At 41.5% G+C, this 24,683-nt stretch carries 26 protein-coding genes; 24 read left to right on the top strand and 2 right to left on the bottom strand.

Annotated features, from left to right (window positions below; genetic code table 11):
- Positions 1 to 21: 21 nt before the first annotated feature.
- The 12 genes from remA (at position 22) to spoVM (ending at position 12,518) form a co-directional block, all read left to right on the top strand.
- Positions 22 to 285, top strand: coding sequence for an extracellular matrix/biofilm regulator RemA (remA, locus tag PQ478_RS14150; protein ID WP_012959445.1), 264 nt, complete (start codon positions 22 to 24; stop codon positions 283 to 285).
- A gap of 95 nt (positions 286 to 380) precedes the next feature.
- The gene (gene gmk / locus PQ478_RS14145; protein ID WP_012959444.1) at positions 381 to 995 is read left to right on the top strand and encodes a guanylate kinase; all 615 of its coding nucleotides are present in this window, start codon (positions 381 to 383) and stop codon (positions 993 to 995) included.
- Positions 996 to 1,214, top strand: coding sequence for a DNA-directed RNA polymerase subunit omega (rpoZ, locus tag PQ478_RS14140; protein ID WP_012959443.1), 219 nt, complete (start codon positions 996 to 998; stop codon positions 1,212 to 1,214). It abuts the gene before it with no gap.
- Between the two features lie 211 nt (positions 1,215 to 1,425).
- On the top strand, positions 1,426 to 2,649 hold the full coding sequence (coaBC, locus tag PQ478_RS14135) for a bifunctional phosphopantothenoylcysteine decarboxylase/phosphopantothenate--cysteine ligase CoaBC (RefSeq protein WP_289234658.1): 1,224 nt from the start codon (positions 1,426 to 1,428) through the stop codon (positions 2,647 to 2,649).
- Complete coding sequence (gene priA / locus PQ478_RS14130; RefSeq protein ID WP_289234657.1) at positions 2,646 to 5,057, top strand: primosomal protein N'; 2,412 nt, start codon at positions 2,646 to 2,648, stop codon at positions 5,055 to 5,057. The genes coaBC and priA overlap by 4 nt, the downstream gene beginning before the upstream one ends.
- A gap of 68 nt (positions 5,058 to 5,125) precedes the next feature.
- A complete protein-coding gene (gene fmt, locus PQ478_RS14125; RefSeq protein WP_289234656.1) occupies positions 5,126 to 6,076 on the top strand; it encodes a methionyl-tRNA formyltransferase in 951 nt (316 codons plus the stop codon).
- A complete protein-coding gene (rsmB, locus tag PQ478_RS14120; RefSeq protein ID WP_289234655.1) occupies positions 6,069 to 7,415 on the top strand; it encodes a 16S rRNA (cytosine(967)-C(5))-methyltransferase RsmB in 1,347 nt (448 codons plus the stop codon). Before fmt ends, rsmB begins: the two co-directional genes overlap by 8 nt.
- Before the next feature lie 142 nt (positions 7,416 to 7,557).
- A complete protein-coding gene (locus PQ478_RS14115) occupies positions 7,558 to 8,325 on the top strand; it encodes a Stp1/IreP family PP2C-type Ser/Thr phosphatase (RefSeq protein WP_041822473.1) in 768 nt (255 codons plus the stop codon).
- Between the two features lie 5 nt (positions 8,326 to 8,330).
- On the top strand, positions 8,331 to 10,424 hold the full coding sequence (pknB, locus tag PQ478_RS14110; protein ID WP_289234654.1) for a Stk1 family PASTA domain-containing Ser/Thr kinase: 2,094 nt from the start codon (positions 8,331 to 8,333) through the stop codon (positions 10,422 to 10,424).
- A gap of 68 nt (positions 10,425 to 10,492) precedes the next feature.
- Positions 10,493 to 11,389 (top strand): ribosome small subunit-dependent GTPase A, encoded by an 897-nt coding sequence (gene rsgA / locus PQ478_RS14105; protein ID WP_012959436.1) that lies wholly within the window; start codon positions 10,493 to 10,495, stop codon positions 11,387 to 11,389.
- A gap of 3 nt (positions 11,390 to 11,392) precedes the next feature.
- Positions 11,393 to 12,040 carry a ribulose-phosphate 3-epimerase gene (rpe, locus tag PQ478_RS14100; RefSeq protein ID WP_022628208.1) on the top strand — a complete coding sequence of 216 codons (648 nt, stop codon included), beginning with the start codon at positions 11,393 to 11,395 and terminating at the stop codon, positions 12,038 to 12,040.
- Between the two features lie 397 nt (positions 12,041 to 12,437).
- Positions 12,438 to 12,518: a stage V sporulation protein SpoVM gene (gene spoVM / locus PQ478_RS14095; protein ID WP_022628207.1), complete on the top strand. Its 81-nt coding sequence runs from the start codon at positions 12,438 to 12,440 to the stop codon at positions 12,516 to 12,518.
- Positions 12,519 to 12,569: 51 nt separating this feature from the next.
- On the opposite strand, the gene rpmB is transcribed toward spoVM, so the two are convergent.
- Positions 12,570 to 12,758, bottom strand: coding sequence for a 50S ribosomal protein L28 (rpmB, locus tag PQ478_RS14090; protein WP_012959433.1), 189 nt, complete (start codon positions 12,756 to 12,758; stop codon positions 12,570 to 12,572).
- 226 nt (positions 12,759 to 12,984) lie between these two features.
- Between rpmB and PQ478_RS14085 the strand changes: the two genes are divergently transcribed.
- The 12 genes from PQ478_RS14085 to rnc all read left to right on the top strand — a co-directional run bounded on the left by PQ478_RS14085 (position 12,985) and on the right by rnc (position 24,363).
- A complete protein-coding gene (locus PQ478_RS14085; protein ID WP_022628206.1) occupies positions 12,985 to 13,347 on the top strand; it encodes an Asp23/Gls24 family envelope stress response protein in 363 nt (120 codons plus the stop codon).
- Positions 13,348 to 13,370: 23 nt separating this feature from the next.
- Positions 13,371 to 15,056 carry a DAK2 domain-containing protein gene (locus PQ478_RS14080; RefSeq protein ID WP_289234653.1) on the top strand — a complete coding sequence of 562 codons (1,686 nt, stop codon included), beginning with the start codon at positions 13,371 to 13,373 and terminating at the stop codon, positions 15,054 to 15,056.
- 21 nt (positions 15,057 to 15,077) lie between these two features.
- Positions 15,078 to 15,932: a DegV family protein gene (locus PQ478_RS14075; protein ID WP_289234652.1), complete on the top strand. Its 855-nt coding sequence runs from the start codon at positions 15,078 to 15,080 to the stop codon at positions 15,930 to 15,932.
- Between the two features lie 128 nt (positions 15,933 to 16,060).
- Positions 16,061 to 16,723, top strand: a complete 663-nt coding sequence (gene sdaAB, locus PQ478_RS14070; protein ID WP_012959429.1) for an L-serine ammonia-lyase, iron-sulfur-dependent subunit beta — start codon at positions 16,061 to 16,063, stop codon at positions 16,721 to 16,723.
- Positions 16,724 to 16,749: 26 nt separating this feature from the next.
- On the top strand, positions 16,750 to 17,637 hold the full coding sequence (sdaAA, locus tag PQ478_RS14065) for an L-serine ammonia-lyase, iron-sulfur-dependent, subunit alpha (protein ID WP_012959428.1): 888 nt from the start codon (positions 16,750 to 16,752) through the stop codon (positions 17,635 to 17,637).
- Positions 17,634 to 19,682: an ATP-dependent DNA helicase RecG gene (gene recG / locus PQ478_RS14060; RefSeq protein WP_289234651.1), complete on the top strand. Its 2,049-nt coding sequence runs from the start codon at positions 17,634 to 17,636 to the stop codon at positions 19,680 to 19,682. Before sdaAA ends, recG begins: the two co-directional genes overlap by 4 nt.
- 183 nt (positions 19,683 to 19,865) lie before the next feature.
- Positions 19,866 to 20,426, top strand: coding sequence for a transcription factor FapR (gene fapR / locus PQ478_RS14055; protein WP_012959426.1), 561 nt, complete (start codon positions 19,866 to 19,868; stop codon positions 20,424 to 20,426).
- Positions 20,427 to 20,443: 17 nt separating this feature from the next.
- Positions 20,444 to 21,445 carry a phosphate acyltransferase PlsX gene (gene plsX / locus PQ478_RS14050; protein ID WP_289234650.1) on the top strand — a complete coding sequence of 334 codons (1,002 nt, stop codon included), beginning with the start codon at positions 20,444 to 20,446 and terminating at the stop codon, positions 21,443 to 21,445.
- A gap of 18 nt (positions 21,446 to 21,463) precedes the next feature.
- Entirely contained in the window at positions 21,464 to 22,411 is a 948-nt protein-coding gene (fabD, locus tag PQ478_RS14045; protein ID WP_289234649.1) for an ACP S-malonyltransferase, read from the top strand.
- Entirely contained in the window at positions 22,411 to 23,154 is a 744-nt protein-coding gene (gene fabG / locus PQ478_RS14040) for a 3-oxoacyl-[acyl-carrier-protein] reductase (RefSeq protein WP_289234648.1), read from the top strand. Before fabD ends, fabG begins: the two co-directional genes overlap by 1 nt.
- A gap of 89 nt (positions 23,155 to 23,243) precedes the next feature.
- A complete protein-coding gene (gene acpP / locus PQ478_RS14035; RefSeq protein ID WP_012959422.1) occupies positions 23,244 to 23,477 on the top strand; it encodes an acyl carrier protein in 234 nt (77 codons plus the stop codon).
- A 94-nt stretch (positions 23,478 to 23,571) separates the two neighbouring features.
- The gene (gene rnc, locus PQ478_RS14030) at positions 23,572 to 24,363 is read left to right on the top strand and encodes a ribonuclease III (protein WP_289234647.1); all 792 of its coding nucleotides are present in this window, start codon (positions 23,572 to 23,574) and stop codon (positions 24,361 to 24,363) included.
- A 49-nt stretch (positions 24,364 to 24,412) separates the two neighbouring features.
- Here rnc and PQ478_RS14025 read toward each other — a convergent pair whose 3' ends face one another.
- Positions 24,413 to 24,637 (bottom strand): DUF1128 domain-containing protein, encoded by a 225-nt coding sequence (locus PQ478_RS14025; RefSeq protein ID WP_012959420.1) that lies wholly within the window; start codon positions 24,635 to 24,637, stop codon positions 24,413 to 24,415.
- Positions 24,638 to 24,683 lie beyond the last annotated feature (46 nt).

The following is a 24,683-nucleotide window of genomic DNA, read 5'->3' as shown; positions in this document are numbered from 1 at the left end:
CTAACAGATGGGGGAACATGCATGAATATTAAACTCATTAACATTGGATTTGGAAATATTGTTTCAGCTAATCGAATTATTTCCATTGTCAGTCCTGAATCTGCACCGATCAAACGCATTATTCAAGATGCACGTGATCGAAACATGCTGATCGATGCTACATATGGTCGTAGAACAAGAGCAGTTATCATTGCAGATAGTGATCATGTAATTTTAAGCGCAGTACAGCCTGAAACAGTCGCACAGCGCTTAACTAGTAAGGAAGATGGTGCAGAAGAGGCATAATCACATCTTGTGAATGCCTTATTTTTAATCAGGTACATCTTAATTATGAAAGATGCAGCCACTACGGGGTAATCTATGTGGTGTAGGAGGTTTCCATGAAGAAAGAAAAGGGTTTATTAATTGTATTATCTGGCCCAGCAGGCGTTGGAAAAGGGACGGTTTGCGGAGCATTACGTAAAGAGGAAACAGATATTCAATATTCTGTTTCTGCCACAACCAGGCAGCCGAGAGAAGGAGAAGTGAATGGAGTTAATTACTTCTTTAAGAGCCGTGATCAATTTGAAGAAATGATTAAAAATGATCAATTACTAGAATGGGCAGAGTATGTCGGTAACTATTACGGTACGCCAGTTGATTATGTGAGGCAGACGCTTGATAATGGACAAGATATTATCTTAGAGATTGAGGTTCAAGGAGCTTTGAAGGTTCGTGAAAAGTTCCCAGAAGGCGTGTTTATTTTCCTTATGCCTCCGAGCTTAGCTGAGCTAAGAGCGCGTATTGTAGGGCGCGGCACGGAAACTGAAGAAGTGATTAATAAGCGGATGACTGTTGCAAGGGAAGAAATTGACATGATGAAAAAATACGATTACGTCGTAGAAAATGATCAAGTAGACCTTGCTGTGGATCGAATTAAATCCATTGTTGTTGCTGAACATTGTAAAAGAGAAAGACTTATTGAAAAATATAAAGAGTTAGTGGAGGTTGACTAAATGTTATACCCATCAATTGATTCATTAATGGATAAATTAGATTCAAAATATACACTTGTCACTGTATCGGCAAAGCGTGCAAGAGAAATTCGTGAAGATTCAAGCCGCGGTCCGCTTGTGAACCGCCCTAAAGCACATAAGCCTGTTGGTATGGCGCTTGAAGAAATTGTGGAAGAACATCTGCGTTTTGAGCGTATTACCCCAGTAGAAGAAGAGTAATTCATACAACCAATGAAAGAGTCTGACCCTCAAGTAAACCAAGATTGATACTTGCAGCAAGCCTGTTTGGATCATTTGATTACTATTATAGAGGGCAGGCTCTTTGTTTAGGTTAAGATTGGGTGGCATAATAGAATAAGAGAACCTATTTATTACATAAAAAATAGAAACGGTGCAATAGCAACTGTGCATATAAAGGGTGAGAACACACATGGTAAATGGTAAACATATTGTACTAGCTGTAACTGGAGGCATTGCTGCGTATAAAGCCTGCGCGTTAACGAGTAAACTTGTTCAAGCAGGTGCCGAGGTAAAGGTAATGATGTCTGAGTCTGCAAAAGAATTTGTTAATCCTAACACATTTCAAGCATTATCAAGAAACCCTGTATATGATTGGACCTTTCATGAACCAGATCCGTCAAAGATTGCTCATATTGATCTTGCTGATTGGGCAGACCTTGTTGTAGTCGCTCCTGCTACTGCAAATGTCATCGGAAAACTAGCAAACGGGATTGCTGATGATATGATTACGACTACGCTGCTTGCGACAAAGGCAGATGTCTATTTAGCCCCTGCTATGAACGTAAACATGTACAACCATTCTGCTGTACAGAAAAACATGCAGACGCTTAAAGATTTTGGTTACTCTTTTATAGAAGGTGAAGCAGGGTATCTTGCTTGCGGGTGGACAGGCAAAGGTCGCATGGCAGAGCCTGAGGTCATTGCTGATATGATTAATCGTGTATTTGAAGAGAGGGATACCAATTCTATAAATGAGTTAAAAGGAAAACATGTGGTAATTACAGCGGGACCGACTCAAGAAAGGATTGACCCAGTTCGTTATTTCACGAATCACTCAACTGGTAAGATGGGCTATGCCGTAGCTGCAGCAGCTAAACGGGCAGGAGCAGAAGTGACGCTGGTATCTGGTCCGACCAATCTTCCTCGTCCAGCTGGTGTGGATGTGATCAAAGTCATATCCGCTGAGGAAATGTATCAGGCTGTAATGTCTGTATATGATTCTGCAGATATTGTCATCAAGTCAGCAGCAGTGGCTGATTACAGACCAAAAGAAACGTTTGAACAGAAAAGAAAGAAAAGTCCAGGTGAGTGGAGCGTTGAAATGGAGAGGACTCGGGATATCCTGAAAACACTTGGTGAAAAGAAGGCGAATCAAATTTTGGTTGGCTTTGCGGCTGAATCGGAAAACGTTGAAGAATATGCGAAACAAAAACTGCTAAAAAAGAATCTCGATTTAATTGTAGCAAATAACATTACCACGCCAGGTGCAGGATTTGGGTCTGACACTAACATTGTGACGATTCTTTCTAAAGACGGCGAGGTTAAGAATTATGAACAGCAAACGAAAGATGCCGTAGCGAAGCAGATATTAACCGATATTATAGATTATATTGAAAGGAATCGGAATGAATGATCGCAAAAGTGATTGTGGATGTGCCCGCCCAACAAACCGATCGTCTGTTTGATTACCGCATTCCGCCTGAATGGGAGGAAGTGGTCAAGCCAGGAATGCGGGTCGTCGTCCCATTTGGACCGAGGACCATCCAAGGGTTTGTAATCGAGATTGCGGAGTCTTCTTCTCATAATAAATTAAAAAAAATCTCGAATATCCTTGATGTAATCCCTGTTTTAACTCAAGAATTATTAGAGTTAGGAGAATGGCTGACAGATAAGACGTTAAGCTTTAAAATATCAGCTTACCACGTCATGCTACCTGCTGCTCTTCGTGCAAAAGTGAAAAAAGAAGTCGTATTGAAAGGAGACCCGGCCTCTTTTGATATGGCGCTTCAAGCGGCATTTGGAAAATCTGACCGACTGAACTGGGATGTTCTAACGAAAGAGCATGCCTCACTCGTTCGGCTCGTTCAGACCTATATTCAAGAAGGGGTGCTTGATCTTGAATATGTTGTCGTTGACAAAGGAAATAAAAAGACAGAACGGGTTCTTAGGCTTGCGGCTGAGGGAGAGTCAGAAGAAGAACTATTACGTCATCTGTCTGCGCGTGCGGCAAAACAGCGAGAGGTAATCTCGTTTTTATATAACCAAAAGAATCCAATCAAAACGAATGAGCTCTTGAGTATATTAGAAACCACTCGTGCGACGATAACTCCTCTTCTTAAAAAAGGACTGCTTAATGAGACGGAAGAAGAAGTGTACCGTGACCCAACGGAAGGGTTGGATATCCAAGAAACAAAGCCGCTTGAATTAACTGAAAAACAAGCAGCTGTGATTGCGCCTATTCTCAAAAGTCTTGAAAGTGAGGTTCACGAACCATTTTTATTACACGGAGTGACTGGCAGCGGCAAAACAGAGATTTATCTTCAAGCGATTGACCGCACATTAAAGGATGGGAAAGAAGCCATTGTGCTCGTCCCAGAAATTGCTCTTACCCCGCAAATGGTGAACCGTTTTAAGGGCAGATTTGGCTCTAAAGTAGCTGTTCTACATTCTGGTCTTTCAATGGGAGAGAAATATGATGAGTGGCGCAAGATTCATCGTGATGAAGTGAAGGTAGTTGTCGGGGCGAGGTCAGCTATCTTTGCTCCGTTTAAAAACTTAGGAATTATTATTATAGATGAAGAGCATGAATCAAGCTATAAGCAAGAGGAAAACCCTCGTTATCATGCTAGAGATGTGGCGATGTTCAGGGGCCGGTATCATCAATGTCCGGTAATTTTAGGAAGTGCGACCCCGTCGCTAGAATCGTATGCCAGGGCGAAAAAGGGTCGATATACTTTGTTGCCTCTGACCGAACGTGTAAATAATCGTGCAATGCCAGAAGTGAATGTTGTAGACATGCGTGAAGAGTTAAGAGCAGGCAACCGGTCAATGTTCTCAGCTGCTTTACTTGAAAAGATGCAAGAGAGAATGGATCGCAATGAACAAACGGTTCTATTTTTAAACCGCAGAGGGTACTCAACCTTTGTGATGTGTCGGGACTGCGGGTATGTAGCAACATGTGATCATTGTGATATATCTCTGACATATCATCGCAGTCAGAATCAACTTAAGTGTCATTATTGCGGTCATGAGGAAGCGATGCCGACTGTATGCGAGTCCTGCGGGAGTGAACACATTCGATTTTTTGGGACAGGAACACAGAAAGTGGAAGAAGAAATCGCGCGAGTCCTTCCTTCTGCTAGAGTCATTAGGATGGATGTAGATACAACAAGAAAAAAAGGCTCTCATGAACGGCTTTTAACGTCGTTTGGCAAAGGAGAAGCGGACATTTTGCTAGGCACTCAGATGATCGCTAAAGGCCTGGATTTTCCAAACATAACCCTCGTTGGTGTCCTCGCTGCAGATTCCATGCTGCATATACCTGACTTCAGGGCGAGTGAGAGAACGTTTCAGCTGATGGAACAAGTAAGCGGAAGAGCCGGGCGGCATGAATTATCTGGCGAAGTTGTTATTCAAACATACACTCCTGAACACTATAGTATCGAGCTTGTAAAGTCTCATAACTATGAAGCTTATTTTGAAATGGAAATGGCTCAGCGTAAACATGCTGGTTATCCGCCTTATTTTTATCTGACGTTAATTAATGTCTCTCATCCGGAAATTACTAAAGTGATTGGCGTAACGGAAAAAATCACCTCATTTTTAAAAAGAGAGCTTTCAGATGAAACGGTTGTTTTAGGCCCTACAGCCTCTCCTATTGCACGGATAAAAGATAGATATCGCTATCAATGCATGATAAAATACAAAAATGAACCGAAGCTTGTAAATACATTGCGGGAAATTCAGCAGCATTATCTAAAAGAAATGAATCAAGGCCAGCTGAATATATCAATTGATTTACATCCTTATTTATTTATGTAAGTAAACTATTTAATTAAAGATTGTATGAGATACATTCGCACGTTATTTTTGAAAGGCAGGATTAGAATATGAAGATTGTATTTATGGGAACACCGGACTTTTCAGTACCGGTGTTGCGTCAATTAGTGATGGATGGGTATAACATTGCTGCCTGCATCACCCAGCCGGACCGCCCTGTAGGCAGAAAGAAGGTTATGACACCTCCTCCGGTAAAAGTAGAAGCAATGAAACACGGGATTCCTGTGCTTCAGCCAGAACGCATTAGAAATCAAGAAGAAATTGAGCGTGTGTTAGGATATGAACCTGATCTAGTCGTTACAGCAGCTTATGGTCAAATATTGCCTAACGATATTTTAGAGAAGCCAGCGTACGGCTGTATTAATGTTCATGCTTCTCTATTGCCGAAGTATCGCGGCGGAGCACCTATTCATCAGTCAATTATTGATGGTGAGAAAGAAACCGGTATTACCATTATGTATATGGTTGAGAAGCTAGATGCAGGTGATATATTAACACAAGTGCGTGTTCCGATCTTAGAGGAGGATCATGTTGGTTCGATGCATGATAAATTAAGTGCTGCAGGTGCTAAATTGTTAAGTGAAACGATCCCAGCTTTAATTAAGGGTGAAATCACACCGCAAAAGCAAGATGAAACGAAGGTAACGTTTGCTAGAAATATCACGCGTGAGATGGAAAAAATGGACTGGAGTAAAACGGGTGAGGAATTATACAACCAAGTCCGCGGACTGAATCCATGGCCGGTTGCATTTACGACCCTTCAACAAAAGCCGTTAAAAGTGTGGCGGGCAAAGAAAGTGAACGTGGCAACAGAACATGAATCAGGTACGGTGATCGAAATTAGAGATGACTCTTTTGTCGTTGCTACAGGTAATCAAACAGCTCTTGAAATTATGGAGCTTCAACCATCTGGCAAAAAAAGAATGACTGCTGAGGACTTCTTGCGCGGGGCAGGGAGTTCCCTTAAAACTGGGATGAAACTTGGAGATGAAAATGAGTAAAAATGTACGTGAAGTAGCAGTAGATGTGTTATTACAAATTGAGAAAAATCAAGCTTACAGTAATCTTTTATTGAATCAAACGATTAATAAATCAAAGCTAGACCGCAGAGATATTGGTTTACTCACTGAGCTTGTCTATGGAACGATTCAACGTAGAGATACACTCGACTACTTTCTTGCTCCTTTTGTTAAGAAGGGTATTGATAAGTTAGAAGATTGGGTAAAGGTATTGCTTAGGTTATCAGTCTATCAGCTTGTATATCTCGATCGTATTCCAGACAGGGCGGTTGTACACGAAGCGGTAACGATCGCTAAAAAAAGAGGCCATAAAGGAATCAGCGGGATGGTTAACGGGGTCCTACGCAGTATCGGGCGAGAAGGCGTTCCTGATATTAAAGATGAAAAAGACCCTATCAAACGATTAGCTTTAGAAACGAGTCATCCGGAGTGGCTTGTAGCTCGCTGGGTTAAGCAATTTGGTGAGGAAGAGACCCGATTAATGTGTGAAGAGAACTTAGTCTCTCCTGCTGTTACAGTGCGTGTAAACCAAACAAAAGCAACAAGAGAAGAAGTGATCAGCATGCTTGAAGCAGATGGGATTGCGGCTGTCAAAGGAGAGCTTAGTGAGGACGCTCTTATTATTAAGGCCGGACAAGTGTTTGAATCGAAAGCGTTTAAACAAGGGTATGTGACGGCTCAAGATGAAAGTTCTATGCTTGTAGGCAGAGCGCTTGGGGCGAACAGTGGTGAAAGAGTTGCGGATGTATGTGCTGCCCCTGGCGGTAAAACAACTCATATTGCAGAACAAATGAATAATGAGGGCAGCGTTCTCGCTTTTGATTTACATGATCATAAAGTGAAACTAATACGTGGACAAGCAGCAAGGCTTGATTTATCAATTATTGATACCCAGGCAGCAGATGCACGTAAGCTGGCTGAGAAATTTGAGCCAGAGAGCTTCGACCGCATTCTTGTAGATGCGCCGTGTTCTGGATTTGGTGTTATAAAGAGAAAGCCAGATATCAAGTGGGCCAAGAAAGAAGCAGACATTAAAGCGATTCAATCCATTCAGCAGGCGATATTAAATGCTGTTGCCCCGTTATTAAAAAAAGGCGGTACGTTAGTATACAGTACGTGTACGGTGGATAAAGATGAGAATGAGGAAACCGTTGAAGCGTTTTTAGCTGAGCACCCTTCATTTGTTAAAGATGAAGATTTAAAAAATCGCCTTCCTAAGCAGGTGATTGACTCAAAACGATTTAAATCAGGGATGGTTACAATATTGCCCCAAGATTTTAACAGTGACGGCTTCTTTATTTCGAGCTTGGTTAAACAGTAACCTTAAAATTGCTTAGAGTAAATGCCCATAGAGGGAATGCCAATGTAGGCGGCGAAGTTAGAGGGTATGAAACCTTATTAGGATGAGGACTAAGGAGAGTTCAGCTCATTTGATTTGGGGAGAAGAGGTAGGTGGTAGCAGGATGCGGTATACGTTTATGACAAACGTTGGGAAAGTGCGTACACATAATGAGGACAGCGGAGGCGTATTTGAGAATTCGAGCGGAATTCTGGCCGTTGTAGCTGATGGAATGGGTGGACACTTAGCAGGAGATGTTGCAAGTTCCATGTCTGTATCGTTTCTAGAAAAGGAATGGAGTGAAGTAAGCTCACCTTTTTCTGCTAAAGAAGCAGAGCACTGGCTGAGAAATAGCTGTTTGAAACTGAATGAACATCTCTATCAACATGCATTAGACAATAAAGAATGCCAAGGCATGGGTACGACAATTGTTGCCGCTCTATGTACAGAAGAGTTTGTCTCAATTGCTCATGTGGGAGACAGCAGAGTGTATATTAAAAATGAGTTTGGCTTTAAGCTCAAAACATCTGATCATTCACTCGTACAAGAATTATTGAATACGGGTCAAATCACAGAAGCTGAAGCTGAACATCATCCAAGAAAAAATGTACTTTTACGGGCTCTGGGTACGGAACCTGTTATTAAAGTCGATGTGCAGACACTTCAAGTAGAAGACGATCAATTAATTATGCTTTGCTCAGACGGTTTATCTAACAAAATCGAAACAGCTGAGATGGAAAATATGCTTACGGCAGAACAATCGATAGAGGCGATAGCGGAATCATTCATTAAAAAGGCGAATGAACGTGGTGGAGAAGATAATATTTCAATTGCAATCGTTAAGTATGAAGAACATTCTAATCATGCCTTAGATACGGACAAGGCTAGGTGAGTGAAATGATAGGTACTCGTATTGCGGGCCGATATCAAATTCTTGAAGTAATCGGCGGCGGCGGAATGGCAAATGTGTATAAAGCATTAGATGTCATTTTAGACCGTCATGTTGCAGTAAAAGTTCTCCAACCACAGTTCTCAGAAGATGAACAGTTTATTAAACGTTTTCGCCGGGAAGCACAAGCTGCAACAAGTTTAAACCATCCGAATGTCGTTAATATTTTTGATGTCGGAGAAGAGGGCAATACGTATTACATTGTAATGGAATACGTAGAAGGATTTACGTTGAAAGAATTAATTCAATCGGAAGGTCCTTTGCCTGTTGAAAAGGTGCTTGATCTGCTCAAGCAAATGATGGCTGCGATCTCACACGCCCATGCGAACCAAATTATCCACCGTGATATTAAACCGCATAATATATTAGTGAGTAAGGACGGCGTTGCGAAGGTCACAGATTTTGGAATTGCGCGTGCGATTTCATCGGCTACGATCACGCATACTAATTCAGTTATGGGTTCTGTGCATTATTTGTCACCAGAACAAGCGCGCGGAGGTCATGTTACGTACCGCTCTGACATTTATTCTATGGGAATTGTCTTGTTTGAAATGGTCACAGGTACGCTGCCTTTTAAGGGTGATACGGCCGTGTCTATTGCAATTAAGCACCTTCAAAATGAGGTGCCTTCTGCAAAATCGATCGTCCCAGGACTGCCGCAAAGTATTGAAAATGTGATTAGAAGGTCGACAATTAAAGATCCGTTAAAAAGATATGCATCGATTCATGATATGGAAGAAGATGTCGAAACGGTCTTAAATCCAGACAGACTAAATGAAAATGTATATTATGCTAATGATGTTGAAGAAGACATGACAAAGGCTATTCCTATCATTAAAGATGACGATTTAAAAGAAGATGATGTTGACAAAACAATTGAAATAAAATCCAATGAGCGCACGGCACCTGTTGCTGCCTCCACACCGCCTCCAAAGCCTGCGTCTGAGCAAGCTGAGGCAGGAGAAGAGCCTGCAGAGCCTGCACCTAAAAAGAAAAAGAAGAAAAAATGGCTGATTATCAGTCTTATAGCGTTGTTTTTATTAATCGGTTCTACGGCAGCGGCTTTTGTCCTGTTTCCTAATCTCTTCTATGTGGCAGAGGTTGAAGTTCCTGATGTTGTTGGTATGCCGTATGAAGAGGCTGAAGAAGAGCTTCTTGGCCTTAACCTTGTGGTCGAGCGCGAGGATGAGGAGATAGAAGGTGTTGAACCTGGTCATGTTGCGCGGCAAAGCCAAAGGGCAGGTTCGAGAGTAAAGGAACAATCAAGAGTGGTCCTATATGTTAATATAGAAGACGAGAGCTTTGAACTCGATGATGTTATTGGGCTTCCTATTGAAAGGGCAGAGCGCCTTCTCGATGAACAAGGCTTAACGGTCGAACGCATTGAGCAGGAAGATACGACCCAAACACCTGGCATCGTTACCGAGCAGCGTCCTATTGCTGGTGAAACAGTGGTAGCAGGTGAAACAACGGTTTATTTAACGTATGCGGTTCAATCAGAGATTAGGCTTCGTAATTTAGAGGGCGAACGGGAAGATGCCGCACGTGAGTATTTAACTGAGGTAGGCTTAAACGGCCGTTTCCAAAATGAATACTCTGATTCAGTGGAGGCAGGTCTCATCATACGTCAATCACCTGGAGCATTTACGATGCTGCAGCCGGGTGATGATGTGCAGTTAATTGTCTCAAGAGGACCTAGAGAAGAAGAACCACCACCAGCGTCAGAGGATACGCCAGAAGATAGCGGAAGCACCGAAGAGCCAGATCCTGAACCAGAAACACCAGCAACAAAACAATATGAAGTCAATCAGCCTGTTGACGTATCGCAAGAGGACCAAGAGGCCGGTAATAGTTATGAGATCCGCATCATATATCGTGATGCGACAACAAATGGGGCTGATGAAGTATTTGTTGAGGAATCAATAACCGAACCGAAAACCTATTCCATACCTCTAGAGGTAAGTGAGGAATATCCAGGTTCATTTGATGTTTATGTCAACGGAAACCAAGCTCATAGTTCTAAGCAATATACATTCAATTAAAAGAAGAGAGCTTAGTGAGTAAGCTAAGCTCTTTCTACTTGTTTTGGGGAAAATTAAGGAGGTCATGCATGGCAACTGGTATGATTGTAAAAGCCTTAAGTGGTTTTTATTACGTTCAAAATGAAGATGGAATATTCCAATGCAGAGGTCGTGGAAATTTTAGAAAGCGCAAGATTAAACCGCTTGTAGGAGATGAGGTGGAATTTGAAGCAGAAAATCGTACAGATGGTTATATTTTAGATGTATTTGATCGAAAGAATGAACTGGTACGTCCGCCTATTTCTAATATCGATCAAGCATTGCTTGTTTTTTCAGCGAAGGAACCTGACTTCAGTCCGCTGTTACTCGACCGTTTTTTAGTACATATCGAAGCAAACAATATCAAACCGGTTATTATTATTTCTAAGGTCGATTTATTATTACCAAATGAACTAGCGGAAATAAAAGAATATCAAAAGCAATATGAAGCCATTGGGTATACCGTCATTTTAACAACAAATCAAAACCAATCATCAAATCAAACGAACGAAATGGTAGAAATTCTATCTTGTATCAAAGATCAAGTCACCGTTATCGCGGGTCAGTCAGGAGTAGGTAAATCTTCTCTGCTAAACGTACTAAAACCGGAACTAGAAATTGAAACCAATCAAATTTCAAGTCATCTAGGTCGAGGCAAGCATACAACAAGACACGTAGAATTATTAGCAGTGGGCGGGGGATTAATTGCAGATACCCCTGGCTTTAGCTCGCTTGATTTTATTGAAATGGAGCCTGAAGACTTATCAAGCTGTTTTCCTGAAATGGCAAGCGTCCATAATCTATGCAAGTTTCGGGGCTGTACGCACACCTCTGAACCTAAATGTGCAGTAAAAGAAGCGCTTGTGCAAGGTGAAATTGACAACGGCCGTTATGAGCATTATCTTGTTTTTTTAGATGAAATTAAGAACACTAAACGGAGGTATTAGATCATGATTAAAATTGCACCATCGATTCTTTCAGCTAATTTCGCTACCCTTGGAGAAGATATTAAAGAAGTAGAGGCAGGCGGTGCCGATTACATCCATGTTGATGTGATGGACGGGCATTTTGTTCCAAATATTACGATCGGTCCCTTAATTGTGGATGCGATCCGTCCCGTTACTAAACTGCCGTTAGATGTTCACTTAATGATCGAAAATCCTGATCAATATATCCCGCAGTTTGCAAAATCAGGTGCAGATATCATTACCGTGCATGTAGAAGCGTGTCCGCACCTTCACAGAACCATTCACTTAATTAAAGAGAATGGCTGCAAGGCAGGAGTCGTTTTAAATCCTCATACCCCGTTTGACGCGGTTAAACCAATAGTGGAGGATCTGGATATGATTTTATTTATGACCGTAAATCCAGGTTTCGGCGGCCAGTCTTTCATTTCATCTGTTCTGCCAAAAATTAAAGAAGCTTCTTCCTACATTAAAGAAAAAGGCTTAGATGTTGAGATTGAAGTGGACGGAGGAGTGAATCCGGAAACAGCTAAACAATGCGTGGAAGCTGGTGCTAATGTGTTAGTAGCTGGTTCAGCTATTTACAATAAAGAAGACCGTGCGAAGGCAATTGCTGACATTAGAGGGTCTTAATCTGTGTGAACGTTAGTCATCCGACTAACGTTTTTTTTGTTTTCTTAGGTTCTTTTTAATTGCAGGGAACGGTTGGGTCAACTAGTGCATATAAGTATTATGTGCTTTAGGGTCAGATAAAGAGGTGTACTTACTCAAAAAGTCCAAGACATATCTAGTAAAAAAATGCATATGTATAGGGTAGGAAGACAAGGTTAGAGAATTCTCGGGAAAAAGTAGGTATAGTTCTTAGCTTGTGAATATACTAGTAGAAAAGAGTGTTGTTTTTATCCTTTCTCTATTATACTGCAAGTCTTTTTATCGAAAGGGTGAAGCAAGCTTTGCTACCGCCCGCTCTGGTCGCTAGCTAAAGTTCTTTATCATTAACTCATGGGTTTTACGTTGAGGAGGAGGAGCTATGAAATTCTACACAATCAAACTGCCCAAATTTTTAGGTGGATTCGTAAGGGCCATGCTGAACTCATTCAAAAAGGGGTAAATGCAAAAAAGCACCGTGTATACGGTGCTTTTTTGTTAGTAACGAAGTAAATTATACGCGTTCAACTTTACCAGACTTAAGCGCACGAGTAGAAACATATACACGCTTAGGCTTACCATCTACTAAAATACGAACCTTTTGTACGTTTACACCCCAACGGCGTTTTGTTTTATTCAATGCGTGAGAACGCTTGTTGCCGCTTTTTGCTTGTTTTCCAGTAATTGCACATTTACGAGCCATGATCTGCACCTCCTTATACCAATAGCGATGACCACAGAAATCATACTTGACTATAGTAGCACAGCCCCTATATGAATGCAATAGCTACACGGAAAGTTTATCAAGTAAAGTTGCTTGACAGTGTATCTTTGCCCCGCTTATTTTAAAACAACTTTAAAAAACCCTTTGAGTATAGTAAAATGACGATAATGACCGAAGTCTTGAATTCGAGAAGGAGGAATCATTTATGTCCATTGAAATGAAAACCCAACTAGGTGTTGTAGATGTTTCTAAAGATGTAGTAGCTACAATTGCTGGCGGAGCAGCAGTCGATTGTTACGGTATTGTTGGTATGGCTTCCCAAAAGCAAATCAAGGATGGTATTACTGATTTGTTAGGAAAAGAAAACTTTCGCCGCGGTGTGGTAATTCGTGAGATCGATGAGGAAATTCATATCGATATGTACATTATCGTAAGCTATGGTACAAAAATTTCTGAAGTAGCTTACAATGTCCAAACGAAAGTGAAGTATCAGTTAGAACAAATGTTAGGGTTAGATGTTGATTCCGTGAATATTTTTGTTCAAGGCGTCCGCGTTACTAATCCGTAAGGTGTAGTTAGGAGGAGCTTGTTGTGTCAGTAAATTCGATTGAAGGAAAAAAACTTGCCCATATGTTTGTCGAAGGGGCAGCTAATTTATCAAAACATGTTAAAGTGGTGGATTCACTTAATGTATTCCCTGTTCCGGATGGAGATACAGGTACAAATATGAACTTGTCCATTACTTCTGGGGTAAAAGAAGTGAAAGCACAAGTTAGTGATAATGCAGGTAAGGTCGCTGCCTCTTTTGCAAAAGGACTCTTAATGGGAGCACGTGGTAATTCCGGTGTTATCTTATCTCAATTATTCCGTGGTTTCTCTAAGGATGTAGAAGGTAAAGAGTCGATTGGTGCACTAGATTTAGCTAAGGCATTTGAACATGGTGTTGAAACAGCATATAAGGCGGTTATGAAACCTGTTGAAGGAACGATTCTAACTGTTGCAAAAGATGCGGCAAAACACGCTGTGAAAACAGCCAAACATGAAAAAGATGTCATAGCAATGATGGAAGAAGTGCTTAAAGAAGCACGTGCTTCTTTAAAAAGAACACCGGATCTTCTCCCTGTATTAAAAGAGGTTGGAGTGGTTGATTCTGGTGGGCAAGGATTAGTTTATATTTACGAAGGATTTTTAGCAGTGCTTAAAGGTGAAAAGCTATCTGATTCATTGCCTGAAGAGCCGCAAATGGAGGATCTTGTGAAAATTGAACATCACAATGCTCAAAGTCATATGTCTACAGAAGATATTGAATTTGGCTATTGTACAGAAGTGATGGTGCGTTTTGAGCAAGAGAAATTAGCTGCTAATCCATTTGATGAAACATCATTCCGTAATGAACTAAGTGAACATGGTGATTCACTTTTAGTTGTATCTGATGAAGATCTTCTGAAAGTACATATTCACGCAGAGGAACCAGGAGCAGTTCTATCGAAAGCTCAACGTTTTGGTGATCTAATCAACATTAAAATTGAGAATATGCGTGAACAACATACCCACCTTCTAGACGAAACGAAGGCTGTATATGGAGGCGAAGAAGCCCCTGCGGCCACACCGAAGGAAAAGAGTGAATACGGTATTGTAACGGTATCTATGGGCGATGGTATTGCCAAGCTGTTTGAAGGCTTAGGAGCAAGTGCTGTCATTCAAGGCGGGCAAACGATGAATCCTAGTACTGAGGATATTGTGCGTGCGATTGAAGAAGTAAACGCAGAAAAAGTAATTATTCTTCCTAACAACGGGAATATCATTATGGCAGCAGAACAGGCTGCGCAAGTAGTGGATGCAAAAGCGGTTGTCATTCCTTCTAAAACTGTTCCTCAAGGACTTGCTGCACTACTCGCATTTAACCCATCAGATGCGCTTGATGCAAATGCACAAGGAATGAAAGAGGCAATGTCTCATGTGAAAACAGGACAAGTTACATTCGCTGTTCGTGATACAAATATTGATGGTATCGATATTAAAAAAGATGATTTCATGGGAATTGCAGAGAAAAAGATCGTCAGCTCAGGTGCCGATGTACTAGAGGTTACAAAAGAGCTGCTGCAAAAGTTAATGGATGAAAATAGTGAGATTATTACAATCCTGCAAGGGGAAGATGCAAGCAGTGAGTTAACAGATGAGTTAGCTGCCTACATTGAGAGTGAGTATCCAGATGTAGAGGTAGATATCCATTTAGGTAATCAGCCACTATACTCATATATTTTCTCGGTTGAATAATCCGTACGGGGGTTGGATTGTATGTCAAAAGTAGTAGTGGTAACAGATAGCACAGCGGATATTCCAAAGGAGCTTGCTGAACAATTAAACATTACGGTCATTCCATTAAACGTGATCTTCTCTGAAGAAGAGACATATCAAGATGGAGTCACTTTAACATCGACTGAGTTTTATGAGAAGGTTGTAGCAGAGGATCGGATCCCTTCAACATCTCAGCCGACTCCTTATCAATTTGAAGAATTGTATCGTGAGCTGCTTACTGAAGAGGATACAACGATCATCTCGATTCATTTATCATCTAAAATGAGCGGGACATACCAAGCTGCCATGATTGCAAAGCAATCACTGGATCTTTCTGATAAGCTTCATGTGATTGACTCGAAGCGAGCATCCTATGCGATTGGAATAATCGTTGTTGAAGTCGCGAAGATGGCTAAAGAAGGAAAGTCAGTTGAAGAATGTCTTAGCCGTATTGATGAGTTAATGAACGACACGAAGGTGTATTTCTTAGTAGATACGCTTGAATTTCTGCAAAAGAATGGCCGAATCGGAAAAGCGTCAGCTATGCTTGGTTCATTGTTAAAAATTAAGCCCATTCTCAGCCTGACAGAAGACGGGGAAGTGTACCCTGTAGAAAAAGTACGTGGTCAGAAGAAGGCGTTAAGTCGTATTTTAGAAGTGCTGCGTGATCAATATGGACAAGCTCGTGTTCATGTTGGCGTCTCACATGCTGTAAACGAAGAGCTCGCTCGTGAAATGCTGGATCGAATGCGAGCTGAATTTAATGTGGAATCAGAAGTGATGACAGATATTGGAGCCGTAATCGGTGCACACGTCGGCCCGGGCACTGTTGCCTTTTCCATCACAAAAGCATGATGAATCATAAGAATATTCCTGCCTGCACCATAGCTAGGTAGGGATATTTTTGCTTTGTAGATAGGTTTCATTTCGTCGTTTCTAGAGAATTGTAGTAGTATATGGATGATAATCACAGGAGGAAAGCTATGAAGTATCGTACAGTGTTTGATATTATTGGACCTATTATGATTGGGCCTTCAAGTTCTCACACTGCAGGAGCAGCGAGAATAGGGAGAGTAGCAAGAACATTGTTTGCAGAAAAACCAGATCGTGCAGATATTTATTTTTATGGATCATTTGCTAAAACGTATAGAGGACATGGGACAGACGTAGCGATCGTTGGAGGAATATTAGACTTTGACACCTTCGATTCTAGGATTACGAATGCGCTTACAATTGCGAAAGATGAAAAGATTGATATTCATTTTCATGAGGAAGAAGCCTTAACGGATCACCCCAATACGGCTAAAGTGGTGTTAACTAAAGGAGAGGTCACAATTGAACTCGTTGGTATCTCCATTGGGGGCGGTAAAATAGAAATTATTGAGCTGAATGGATTTCAATTAAAGCTTTCTGGAAATCATCCTGCTATATTAGTCGTTCATAATGACCGGTATGGTGTGATAGCAGGCGTATCGAATGTGCTTGCTAAGCATGAAATTAATATTGGACATATGGAAGTATCGCGAAAAGAAAAAGGGAAAGAAGCTCTTATGGTGATAGAAGTTGACCAAAATGTACCAAATACTATTTTAAAAGAACTAGAAAGCCTGCCAAATATCGTGAAAGTGACAAAGATTCATGATTAGGCTGAATGCTAGTAGGAGGAATGAATATGTTTCGTAATGTGGCGGAGCTTGTAGAATTAGCTGAATCACAAGATATACCTATTTCTGAAGTGATGATCAGACAGGAAGTAGAAGTAAGCGGCAAATCACGAGAGGTCGTCATAAATCAAATGAGAGAAAATTTGAAGGTGATGAGAGCCGCAGTTGAAAGAGGAATTTCTGAAAATGTTCGTTCAGTATCCGGCCTAACTGGCGGAGATGCGGTCAAGTTACAAGAATATATTAAAAAAGGCAATTTTCTATCTAGTGATGTCTTATTAGATGCGGTTAGTAAAGCAGTTGCAACGAATGAAGTAAATGCTGCAATGGGAACGATCTGCGCCACGCCGACAGCAGGTGCTGCAGGCGTTGTACCGGGAGTATTATTCGGACTAGAAGCAAAATTAAATCCGACAGAAGATGCGATGATTGGTTATTTATTTGCATCAGGTGCTTTCGGATTTGTAGTAGCGAATAATGCTTCTATCTCTGGTGCGGCTGGAGGATGCCAGGCTGAGGTGGGCTCTGCAACCGGAATGGCAGCAGCAGCCTTAGTAGAGCTTGCTGGAGGCACGCCGAGTCAATCCGCAGAAGCAATGGCAATTGCTTTGAAAAATATGCTTGGTCTTGTATGTGATCCTGTGGCAGGGCTTGTAGAAGTACCGTGTGTGAAACGTAATGCAATGGGAGCATCAAATGCTGTGGTGGCAGCGGACATGGCATTAGCAGGCATTACAAGCAGAATTCCATGCGATGAAGTGATTGATGCGATGTATAAAATTGGACAAACGATGCCTGAAGCTCTCCGTGAAACAGCTCAAGGAGGATTAGCAGCGACACCAACTGGACGGGAGCTAGAAGCCAAAATTTTTGGTGTATCGCTTGATAAGAAATGAATCACATCATGAGTTTACCGGTTACCGAAGTAAAAGGAGTCGGTGAGGAAACCGCAAAACAAATGGCTGGGATGAATGTTCATACAGTCCAAGACTTAATCGAGCACTTCCCTTTTCGGTATGAGGATTACCAGTTAAAAGATTTACAAGATACAAAGCATGATGAGAGAGTAACGGTAGTCGGTGTAGTGCAAAGTGAACCATCGATCCGCTACTACGGAAAGAAAAAAAACCGCTTGTCCGTAAGGCTGTTAGTCAATCAAATTTTAATAACGGTTACTTTTTTTAATCGGGCGTTTCTAAAAAAGTACTTTCAAATCGGCCAGGAGGTTACCGTTACAGGAAAATGGGATCAGCATAGAATGACCATCGCCGGCAGCGAGTGCCATCCAGGCAGAGTAGAAAAAGAACAGACGATCGTGCCTGTCTATTCAGTATCAGGCAAATTGACGTCAAAATCACTTAAAAAATATATTTATCAAGCGATGCAGCAATACGGTGAGGATATACCTGAGGTGCTTCCGGAATCGTTTTTAGAAAAATACAAGCTTCCAACTAAAAGAGAAGCGATCTACCGTCTGCATTATCCATCAAAAGATGAAGCAACAAAACACGCACGGCGAAGAATGGTCTATGAGGAATTTCTTTTCTTTCAGTTAAAAATGCAAGCATATCGAAAAATAAACCGTGAACAATCAGTCGGTGTGCCGCTTATGCTTGATCGAAACAAGGTGAGAGATTTTGTGAGCGGACTCCCCTTCCCGCTTACGGGTGCTCAAAAAAGAGTAGTGAAAGATATTCTTCATGATATTGAATCTGATTACCGGATGAACCGCCTTTTACAAGGGGATGTCGGATCCGGAAAAACCGTCGTTGCGGCCGTGTGTATGTATGCCGTCGTTCAAGCCGGAAAACAAGCAGCACTAATGGTGCCCACAGAAATATTAGCAGAGCAGCATGTCTCCTCGCTTAAACCTCTCCTTGAACCATTTGGGATTGAAGTTGAGCTCTTATCAGGTTCAGTCAAAGGGAAGAAAAGAAGAGAGAGGCTCGAGCGCCTTGAATCAGGGGAGATGCATATTGCTGTTGGCACTCATGCGCTCATTCAAGAAGATGTCATCTTTCACGACTTAGGTCTTGTCATTACAGATGAGCAGCATCGTTTCGGTGTAGAACAAAGAAGAGTGCTTCGAGATAAAGGGGAGCATCCTGACGTATTATTTATGACGGCAACACCAATTCCTAGAACGCTTGCTATTTCCGTTTTTGGGGATATGGATGTATCAATTATTGATGAGATGCCTGCCGGGCGGAAGGTAATTGAAACGTATTGGACAAAACATGACATGTTAGACCGTGTGCTTGGTTTTATTGAAAAAGAATTGCACGCAGGGAGACAAGCCTATGTCATTTGTCCGCTTATTGAAGAGTCGGAATCACTCGATGTGCAAAATGCGATTGATGTTCATGCGATCCTCCAGCAGCATTACAGCGGGAAGTTTAAAGTCGGCTTAATGCATGGGCGTCTTCATCCAAAGGAAAAAGATGAAGTGATGGAAGCGTTTAGTGAGAATTCGACACAAATTTTAGTATCGACTACTGTGGTTGAAGTCGGTGTGAATGTGCCTAATGCTACTGTTATGGTTATTTATGACGCCGAGCGCTTCGGACTTGCTCAGCTTCATCAATTAAGAGGCAGGGTAGGACGAGGTGATGCCCAGTCTTATTGTATATTGCTTGCTGACCCGAAGTCAGAAGTTGGTAAAGAGCGGATGCGGATTATGACTGAAACAAATGATGGGTTTGTGTTGTCTGAGAGAGATTTGGAACTGCGAGGACCTGGAGATTTCTTCGGTTCCAAACAAAGCGGACTTCCTAATTTTAAAGTAGCTGATGTGGTTCATGATTACCGGGCGCTTGAAGTGGCCAGGCAAGATGCAGCTGAATTAGTAAACAAAGCTGATTTCTTTGAAAACCCTGTCTACAGCTACTTTAGAAAGTACTTAGAGGACTCTGGTGTATTTGCTGGAGAAAAGCTTGATTAACTATTGAAATTATAAGTGTGCAATTATATACTACTCTTAGTACCTAGTCATATAAATATGAGTTGTTTGATTGAACCAACAGGGCTGCGATCGTCACAAGCTTTTCACGCACTTTTTATGACTTTGCTTGAAAAGTAATATCGTGAGGTGTCTGCACCTAGGTAAAGGGTGGTAGGGCAAGATATGAAAAGACGTAAAAAAGAACGCCAATCGATTTTACAAGAAACGCTGGCAAGCAATCCATTTATGACAGATGAAGAGCTTGCCAAGCGTTTTTCCGTAAGTATTCAAACGATTAGGCTTGATAGAATGGAACTTGCAATCCCTGAACTTCGTGAGAGAATTAAAGATGTTGCTAAACAGCAGCTTGATGATGTTCGTGCGCTTCATCCTGATGAGGTGATCGGGGAAATTGTCGATTTACAGCTTGATGAACGAGCGATATCCATTTTAGATGTACAAAACGAACATGTCTTTAGTCGTTCAGGTATTGCAAGAGGGCATCATCTATTTGCCCAAGCGAACTCGCTGGCAGTGGCGATCATAGATGATCCGCTTGCATTGACACAGCGGGCTGTCATTCACTTTACACGGCAGGTTAAAGCCGGCGAAAGGGTTATAGCCAAAGCGAGTGTATTACTGACAGAACAAGGGCGTACCACTGTTAAAGTAGAGAGCTTTGTAGACCAAGAAATGGTTTTTCAGGGTGAGTTTGTGATGTATCGCAACAATGATATAGGTTGAAAAAAAGGAGAATGAAAATGAGAATTGCAATTGATGCAATGGGCGGAGATCATGCACCGCGTGCCCAAGTAGCAGCTGCCGAGCAAGCAGTGAAAGATTTTTCCGGGCTGGAAATAACGCTCGTGGGCAATGAATCAGACATTCGTCCACATTTAAAAGATGATACAAATATTACGATTCTGCATACAACAGAGAAAATTGAAGATACAGATCAGCCGACAACAGCTGTCCGCAGAAAAAAGGAAGCTTCGATGGTTCTTAGTGTGCGTGAAGTACGAGAAGGGCGTGCTGATGCCAGCATATCGGCAGGAAATACGGGCGCTTTAATGACAGCAGGGCTATTGCATGTTGGCCGGATTAAAGGAATTGATCGACCTGCCCTCTCACCAATGCTGCCAACACTTGACGGCAATGGATTTTTGCTGCTTGATGTAGGGGCTAATATGGATGCAAAACCAGAGCAGCTGCTTCAATATGCAATCATTGGAAATACATATATGGAAAAAGTACAAAAAGTTAAAAAGCCTCGTGTAGGACTATTAAATGTCGGTACTGAGAGCGGAAAAGGAAACGAATTAACAAAAGAAGCGTTCCCGCTCCTAGAAGCAGCCAATTTTCATTTTATCGGAAACGTCGAAGCCAGAGATCTTATGAACGGGGTCGCTGATGTAGTAGTTTGTGATGGCTTTGCAGGGAATTTAGTCTTAAAAACAATTGAAGGAACAGCAGGAACTTTATTTTCTTTGTTGAAAAAGGAACTAACGAAATCTGTGAAAAATAAACTTGCAGCTGGAATGCTTAAGTCAAGCTTTAAAGATATTAAAAGTCAACTAAGTTATTCAGAGTATGGCGGTGCGGGACTGTTTGGGCTTAAGGCACCTGTCATTAAAGCACATGGTTCCTCTGATGAAGTGGCTGTATACCATGCGATCAGACAAGCAAGACAAATGGTAGAAGAGCAGGTTACAACCATCATTCAAACAGAAGTTGCTACAATAAATTCTACACAAAGCAAGTAGAGAATGGGGAGGAAACTAATGGGGAAAATCGCTTTTTTATTTCCAGGACAAGGCTCACAAGCTGTTGGGATGGGAGTAGAACTCAGAACGAATGAGCCAAAATGTAAGGAAATTCTAGATCGTGCTGATTCCAGGCTCGGATATTCTTTAACAAAAATTATGGCAGAGGGGCCAGAAGAGAAGCTCCGCCGCACTGAGAATACTCAGCCTGCACTTGTAACAATGAGTATTGCGGTTCTAGAACTATTAAAAGAAGAAAATATAACACCTGATTATGTAGCCGGACACAGTTTAGGAGAGTACAGTGCGCTGGTTGCTGCCGGGTCTCTATCTTTTGAAGATGCTGTGTATGCAGTACATAATCGCGGTTTATTTATGGAAGAAGCGGTTCCTTACGGGGAAGGCGCCATGTCTGCTGTTCTTGGTATGGAAGCAGATCTCTTAGCCGAAGTATGTAAGGAGATTCAAGCAAAAGGGCATGTGGCAGAACTTGCGAATCTAAACTGTCCTGGGCAAATTGTTATTTCTGGTTCTAGCGAAGGCGTTGCTCTATGTGGTGAACTTGCTAAAGAAAAAGGGGCTAAACGGGTAATTCCACTTCCGGTAAGCGGGCCATTCCATTCATCTTTAATGAAGCCTGCTGCAGATAAACTAGAAGATGTATTAAAGGAAATCACGATTAAAGATGCAAAAGTTCCTGTCATTGCAAATGTGACAGCTAAAGCGCAAACAGATGCGAATGAGATCGAACAAAAATTAGTAGAGCAAGTATATTCTCCTGTGCGTTGGGAAGAAACGATTAGAGAACTACAAGATCTTGGAGTCGATACATTTATTGAAGTCGGTTCAGGAAATGTATTAACGGGTCTCGTGAAAAAAGTAAACCGCCGCGCGCAAGCTTTTGCTGTAAATGATCGAGAAAGCCTTAATAAAGTGGTCGCTAAACTTGAAGGAGTGAAGGAATAATGCTACAAGGGAAAGTCGCAGTCGTAACAGGTGCATCACGAGGAATCGGGCGTGCTATTGCACTAGAACTTGCTAAAAACGGCGCAAATATTGTGGTGAATTATGCAGGAAGTGTCGCTAAAGCTGAAGAAGTAGTTGCTTCATGTAAAGAATTAGGTGTGGATGCACTGGCTGTTCAAGCAGGTGTGGCTAACAGCGAAAGCGTCCAAGCTATGATAAAAGAATCAATCGAGGCATTTGGCCGAGTAGATATTCTTGTTAATAACGCAGGTATTACTCGTGACAATCTTCTCATGAGAATGAAAGAAGATGATTGGGATGCAGTGATTGATACAAACCTTAAAGGAGTATTTAACTGCTCTAAGGCTGTGACCCGTCAAATGATGAAGCAGCGCTACGGGAGAATAATTAATGTAGCTTCGGTAGTGGGTATTTTAGGTAATGCCGGGCAAGCAAATTACGTAGCAGCAAAAGCTGGTGTCATCGGTTTAACTAAGACAATGGCAAGAGAACTTGCTAACAGAAATATTTTAGTGAATGCTGTCGCACCTGGCTTTATTACAACAGATATGACTGATGAATTAACAGAAGATATGAAAGCAGTGATGCTTGGGCAGATTCCTTTAGGAGCTCTAGGCAAGCCTGAACATATTGCCTCTGTCGTGCGCTTTTTAGCTAGTGATGATGCAGCGTACATAACTGGCCAAACGCTGAATGTTGATGGCGGTATGGTTATGCAGTAAAAGGAAAGTTCAATACGGTATTGACATGTTGCTTCTTTACCGTTAAAATTCTTCTAGCTTTCACACGACTTGAGAGGGGGTGAACGTACATGGCAGATACATTATCACGTGTAACGACGATCGTTGTTGATCGTTTAGGTGTTGAGGAAGCAGACGTAAAACCGGAAGCTTCATTCAAGGATGATTTAGGCGCAGATTCATTAGACGTAGTTGAGCTTGTTATGGAGCTTGAAGATGAGTTTGATCTTGAGATTTCTGATGAAGAAGCTGAGAAAATTTCGACTGTTGCTGATGTCGTTGATTACATAAACAGCCGTCAGTAGTTGGTGAGGAGTCCCATATGCAAATCATGTGGGACTTGCTTTACAAAAACAGATAATCCCAAACAAGTACATTTTCATAGTGTTGGAGGTCAACATGCCGCAATCTTCTAAGAACCACCGTAAACCGAGATCGAATTATTACGATCGCCGGCGTCATAATCGCCGACTCACTTTGACCGAAGAACAAAAAAAGCAATTTGATGATTTGCTTTTGAAAATTGATCTGACTTTTGAAAATCGTAAGCTACTCATCCAAGCATTTACTCATTCATCCTATGTGAATGAGCACCGTATCTACTCGTTTCAGGATAACGAAAGACTTGAATTTTTAGGGGACGCTGTACTTGAACTAGCTGTTTCACAATTTCTTTATAAGAAATTCAACTCGATGAGTGAAGGGGAAATGACGAAGCTTCGTGCTTCTATTGTATGTGAGCCATCATTAGCCCGTTTTGCCGAAGAGCTTGAGTTTGGAGAGCTTGTTTTATTAGGTAAAGGGGAAGAGATGACGGGCGGCCGCAATAGACCAGCCCTGCTCGCCGATGTGTTTGAATCCTTTATCGGCGCCCTGTATCTAGATCAAGATTTAGAAGCAGTTTATAAATTTTTAAGTCAAACGATGTATCCTAAAATTAACGATGGTGCTTTTTCTCATATGATGGATTTTAAAAGTCAGCTGCAAGAGTTTATTCAAAGAGATAACCTCGGTCAGATTCAATATGTGATTGTCCAAGAAATCGGACCAGCACATAATCGTGAGTTTGTATCAGAAGTACAATTAAATGAAAGTAAGTTAGGTGTTGGTTCTGGCCGTTCTAAAAAAGAAGCCGAACAACACGCAGCCCAGCAAGCTCTTATCAAGCTGAGCGAGAAAAAAGATAAGTAGACATTAAAAAACGTGCCTGATCCATGAGTTATGGAAGGCACGTTTTTTATTAGCGTTTTCTCATTTTGCCTAGCTCTGAAACAATTGCATCCAGTTCACTTACAGAAAAGGATTGTTTGCTCATAATCATTTCATAAATATCACGAAGGTCTTCATACTGATCTGTGTCAAAACTCTTTGCATTTAGTGCACCGGCATTTACAATTTGTAACTTCGTCTTAATTTCTTCAATCATATACTCAATATTTTCACGGCTTGTAGTGGAGAGATCCATATTTACACCTCATCTATAAATTAGTCAAATTCTATCGTATCATACG

This window comes from Alkalihalophilus pseudofirmus, from assembly GCF_029094545.1.
Taxonomy (GTDB): Bacteria; Bacillota; Bacilli; order Bacillales; family Bacillaceae_D; genus Alkalihalophilus; species Alkalihalophilus pseudofirmus.
This window is presented reverse-complemented; position numbering and strand designations above follow the sequence as displayed.

What these genes read in the sequence shown, in the direction of transcription:
- remA (WP_012959445.1), top strand. Translation starts at nt 22, where the DNA reads ATGAATATTAAACTCATTAACATTGGATTTGGAAATATTGTTTCAGCT.
- gmk (WP_012959444.1), top strand. Translation starts at nt 381, where the DNA reads ATGAAGAAAGAAAAGGGTTTATTAATTGTATTATCTGGCCCAGCAGGC.
- rpoZ (WP_012959443.1), top strand. Translation starts at nt 996, where the DNA reads ATGTTATACCCATCAATTGATTCATTAATGGATAAATTAGATTCAAAA.
- coaBC (WP_289234658.1), top strand. Translation starts at nt 1,426, where the DNA reads ATGGTAAATGGTAAACATATTGTACTAGCTGTAACTGGAGGCATTGCT.
- priA (WP_289234657.1), top strand. Translation starts at nt 2,646, where the DNA reads ATGATCGCAAAAGTGATTGTGGATGTGCCCGCCCAACAAACCGATCGT.
- fmt (WP_289234656.1), top strand. Translation starts at nt 5,126, where the DNA reads ATGAAGATTGTATTTATGGGAACACCGGACTTTTCAGTACCGGTGTTG.
- rsmB (WP_289234655.1), top strand. Translation starts at nt 6,069, where the DNA reads ATGAGTAAAAATGTACGTGAAGTAGCAGTAGATGTGTTATTACAAATT.
- PQ478_RS14115 (WP_041822473.1), top strand. Translation starts at nt 7,558, where the DNA reads ATGCGGTATACGTTTATGACAAACGTTGGGAAAGTGCGTACACATAAT.
- pknB (WP_289234654.1), top strand. Translation starts at nt 8,331, where the DNA reads ATGATAGGTACTCGTATTGCGGGCCGATATCAAATTCTTGAAGTAATC.
- rsgA (WP_012959436.1), top strand. Translation starts at nt 10,493, where the DNA reads ATGGCAACTGGTATGATTGTAAAAGCCTTAAGTGGTTTTTATTACGTT.
- rpe (WP_022628208.1), top strand. Translation starts at nt 11,393, where the DNA reads ATGATTAAAATTGCACCATCGATTCTTTCAGCTAATTTCGCTACCCTT.
- spoVM (WP_022628207.1), top strand. Translation starts at nt 12,438, where the DNA reads ATGAAATTCTACACAATCAAACTGCCCAAATTTTTAGGTGGATTCGTA.
- rpmB (WP_012959433.1), bottom strand. Translation starts at nt 12,758, where the DNA reads ATGGCTCGTAAATGTGCAATTACTGGAAAACAAGCAAAAAGCGGCAAC.
- PQ478_RS14085 (WP_022628206.1), top strand. Translation starts at nt 12,985, where the DNA reads ATGTCCATTGAAATGAAAACCCAACTAGGTGTTGTAGATGTTTCTAAA.
- PQ478_RS14075 (WP_289234652.1), top strand. Translation starts at nt 15,078, where the DNA reads ATGTCAAAAGTAGTAGTGGTAACAGATAGCACAGCGGATATTCCAAAG.
- sdaAB (WP_012959429.1), top strand. Translation starts at nt 16,061, where the DNA reads ATGAAGTATCGTACAGTGTTTGATATTATTGGACCTATTATGATTGGG.
- sdaAA (WP_012959428.1), top strand. Translation starts at nt 16,750, where the DNA reads ATGTTTCGTAATGTGGCGGAGCTTGTAGAATTAGCTGAATCACAAGAT.
- recG (WP_289234651.1), top strand. Translation starts at nt 17,634, where the DNA reads ATGAATCACATCATGAGTTTACCGGTTACCGAAGTAAAAGGAGTCGGT.
- fapR (WP_012959426.1), top strand. Translation starts at nt 19,866, where the DNA reads ATGAAAAGACGTAAAAAAGAACGCCAATCGATTTTACAAGAAACGCTG.
- plsX (WP_289234650.1), top strand. Translation starts at nt 20,444, where the DNA reads ATGAGAATTGCAATTGATGCAATGGGCGGAGATCATGCACCGCGTGCC.
- fabD (WP_289234649.1), top strand. Translation starts at nt 21,464, where the DNA reads ATGGGGAAAATCGCTTTTTTATTTCCAGGACAAGGCTCACAAGCTGTT.
- fabG (WP_289234648.1), top strand. Translation starts at nt 22,411, where the DNA reads ATGCTACAAGGGAAAGTCGCAGTCGTAACAGGTGCATCACGAGGAATC.
- acpP (WP_012959422.1), top strand. Translation starts at nt 23,244, where the DNA reads ATGGCAGATACATTATCACGTGTAACGACGATCGTTGTTGATCGTTTA.
- rnc (WP_289234647.1), top strand. Translation starts at nt 23,572, where the DNA reads ATGCCGCAATCTTCTAAGAACCACCGTAAACCGAGATCGAATTATTAC.
- PQ478_RS14025 (WP_012959420.1), bottom strand. Translation starts at nt 24,637, where the DNA reads ATGGATCTCTCCACTACAAGCCGTGAAAATATTGAGTATATGATTGAA.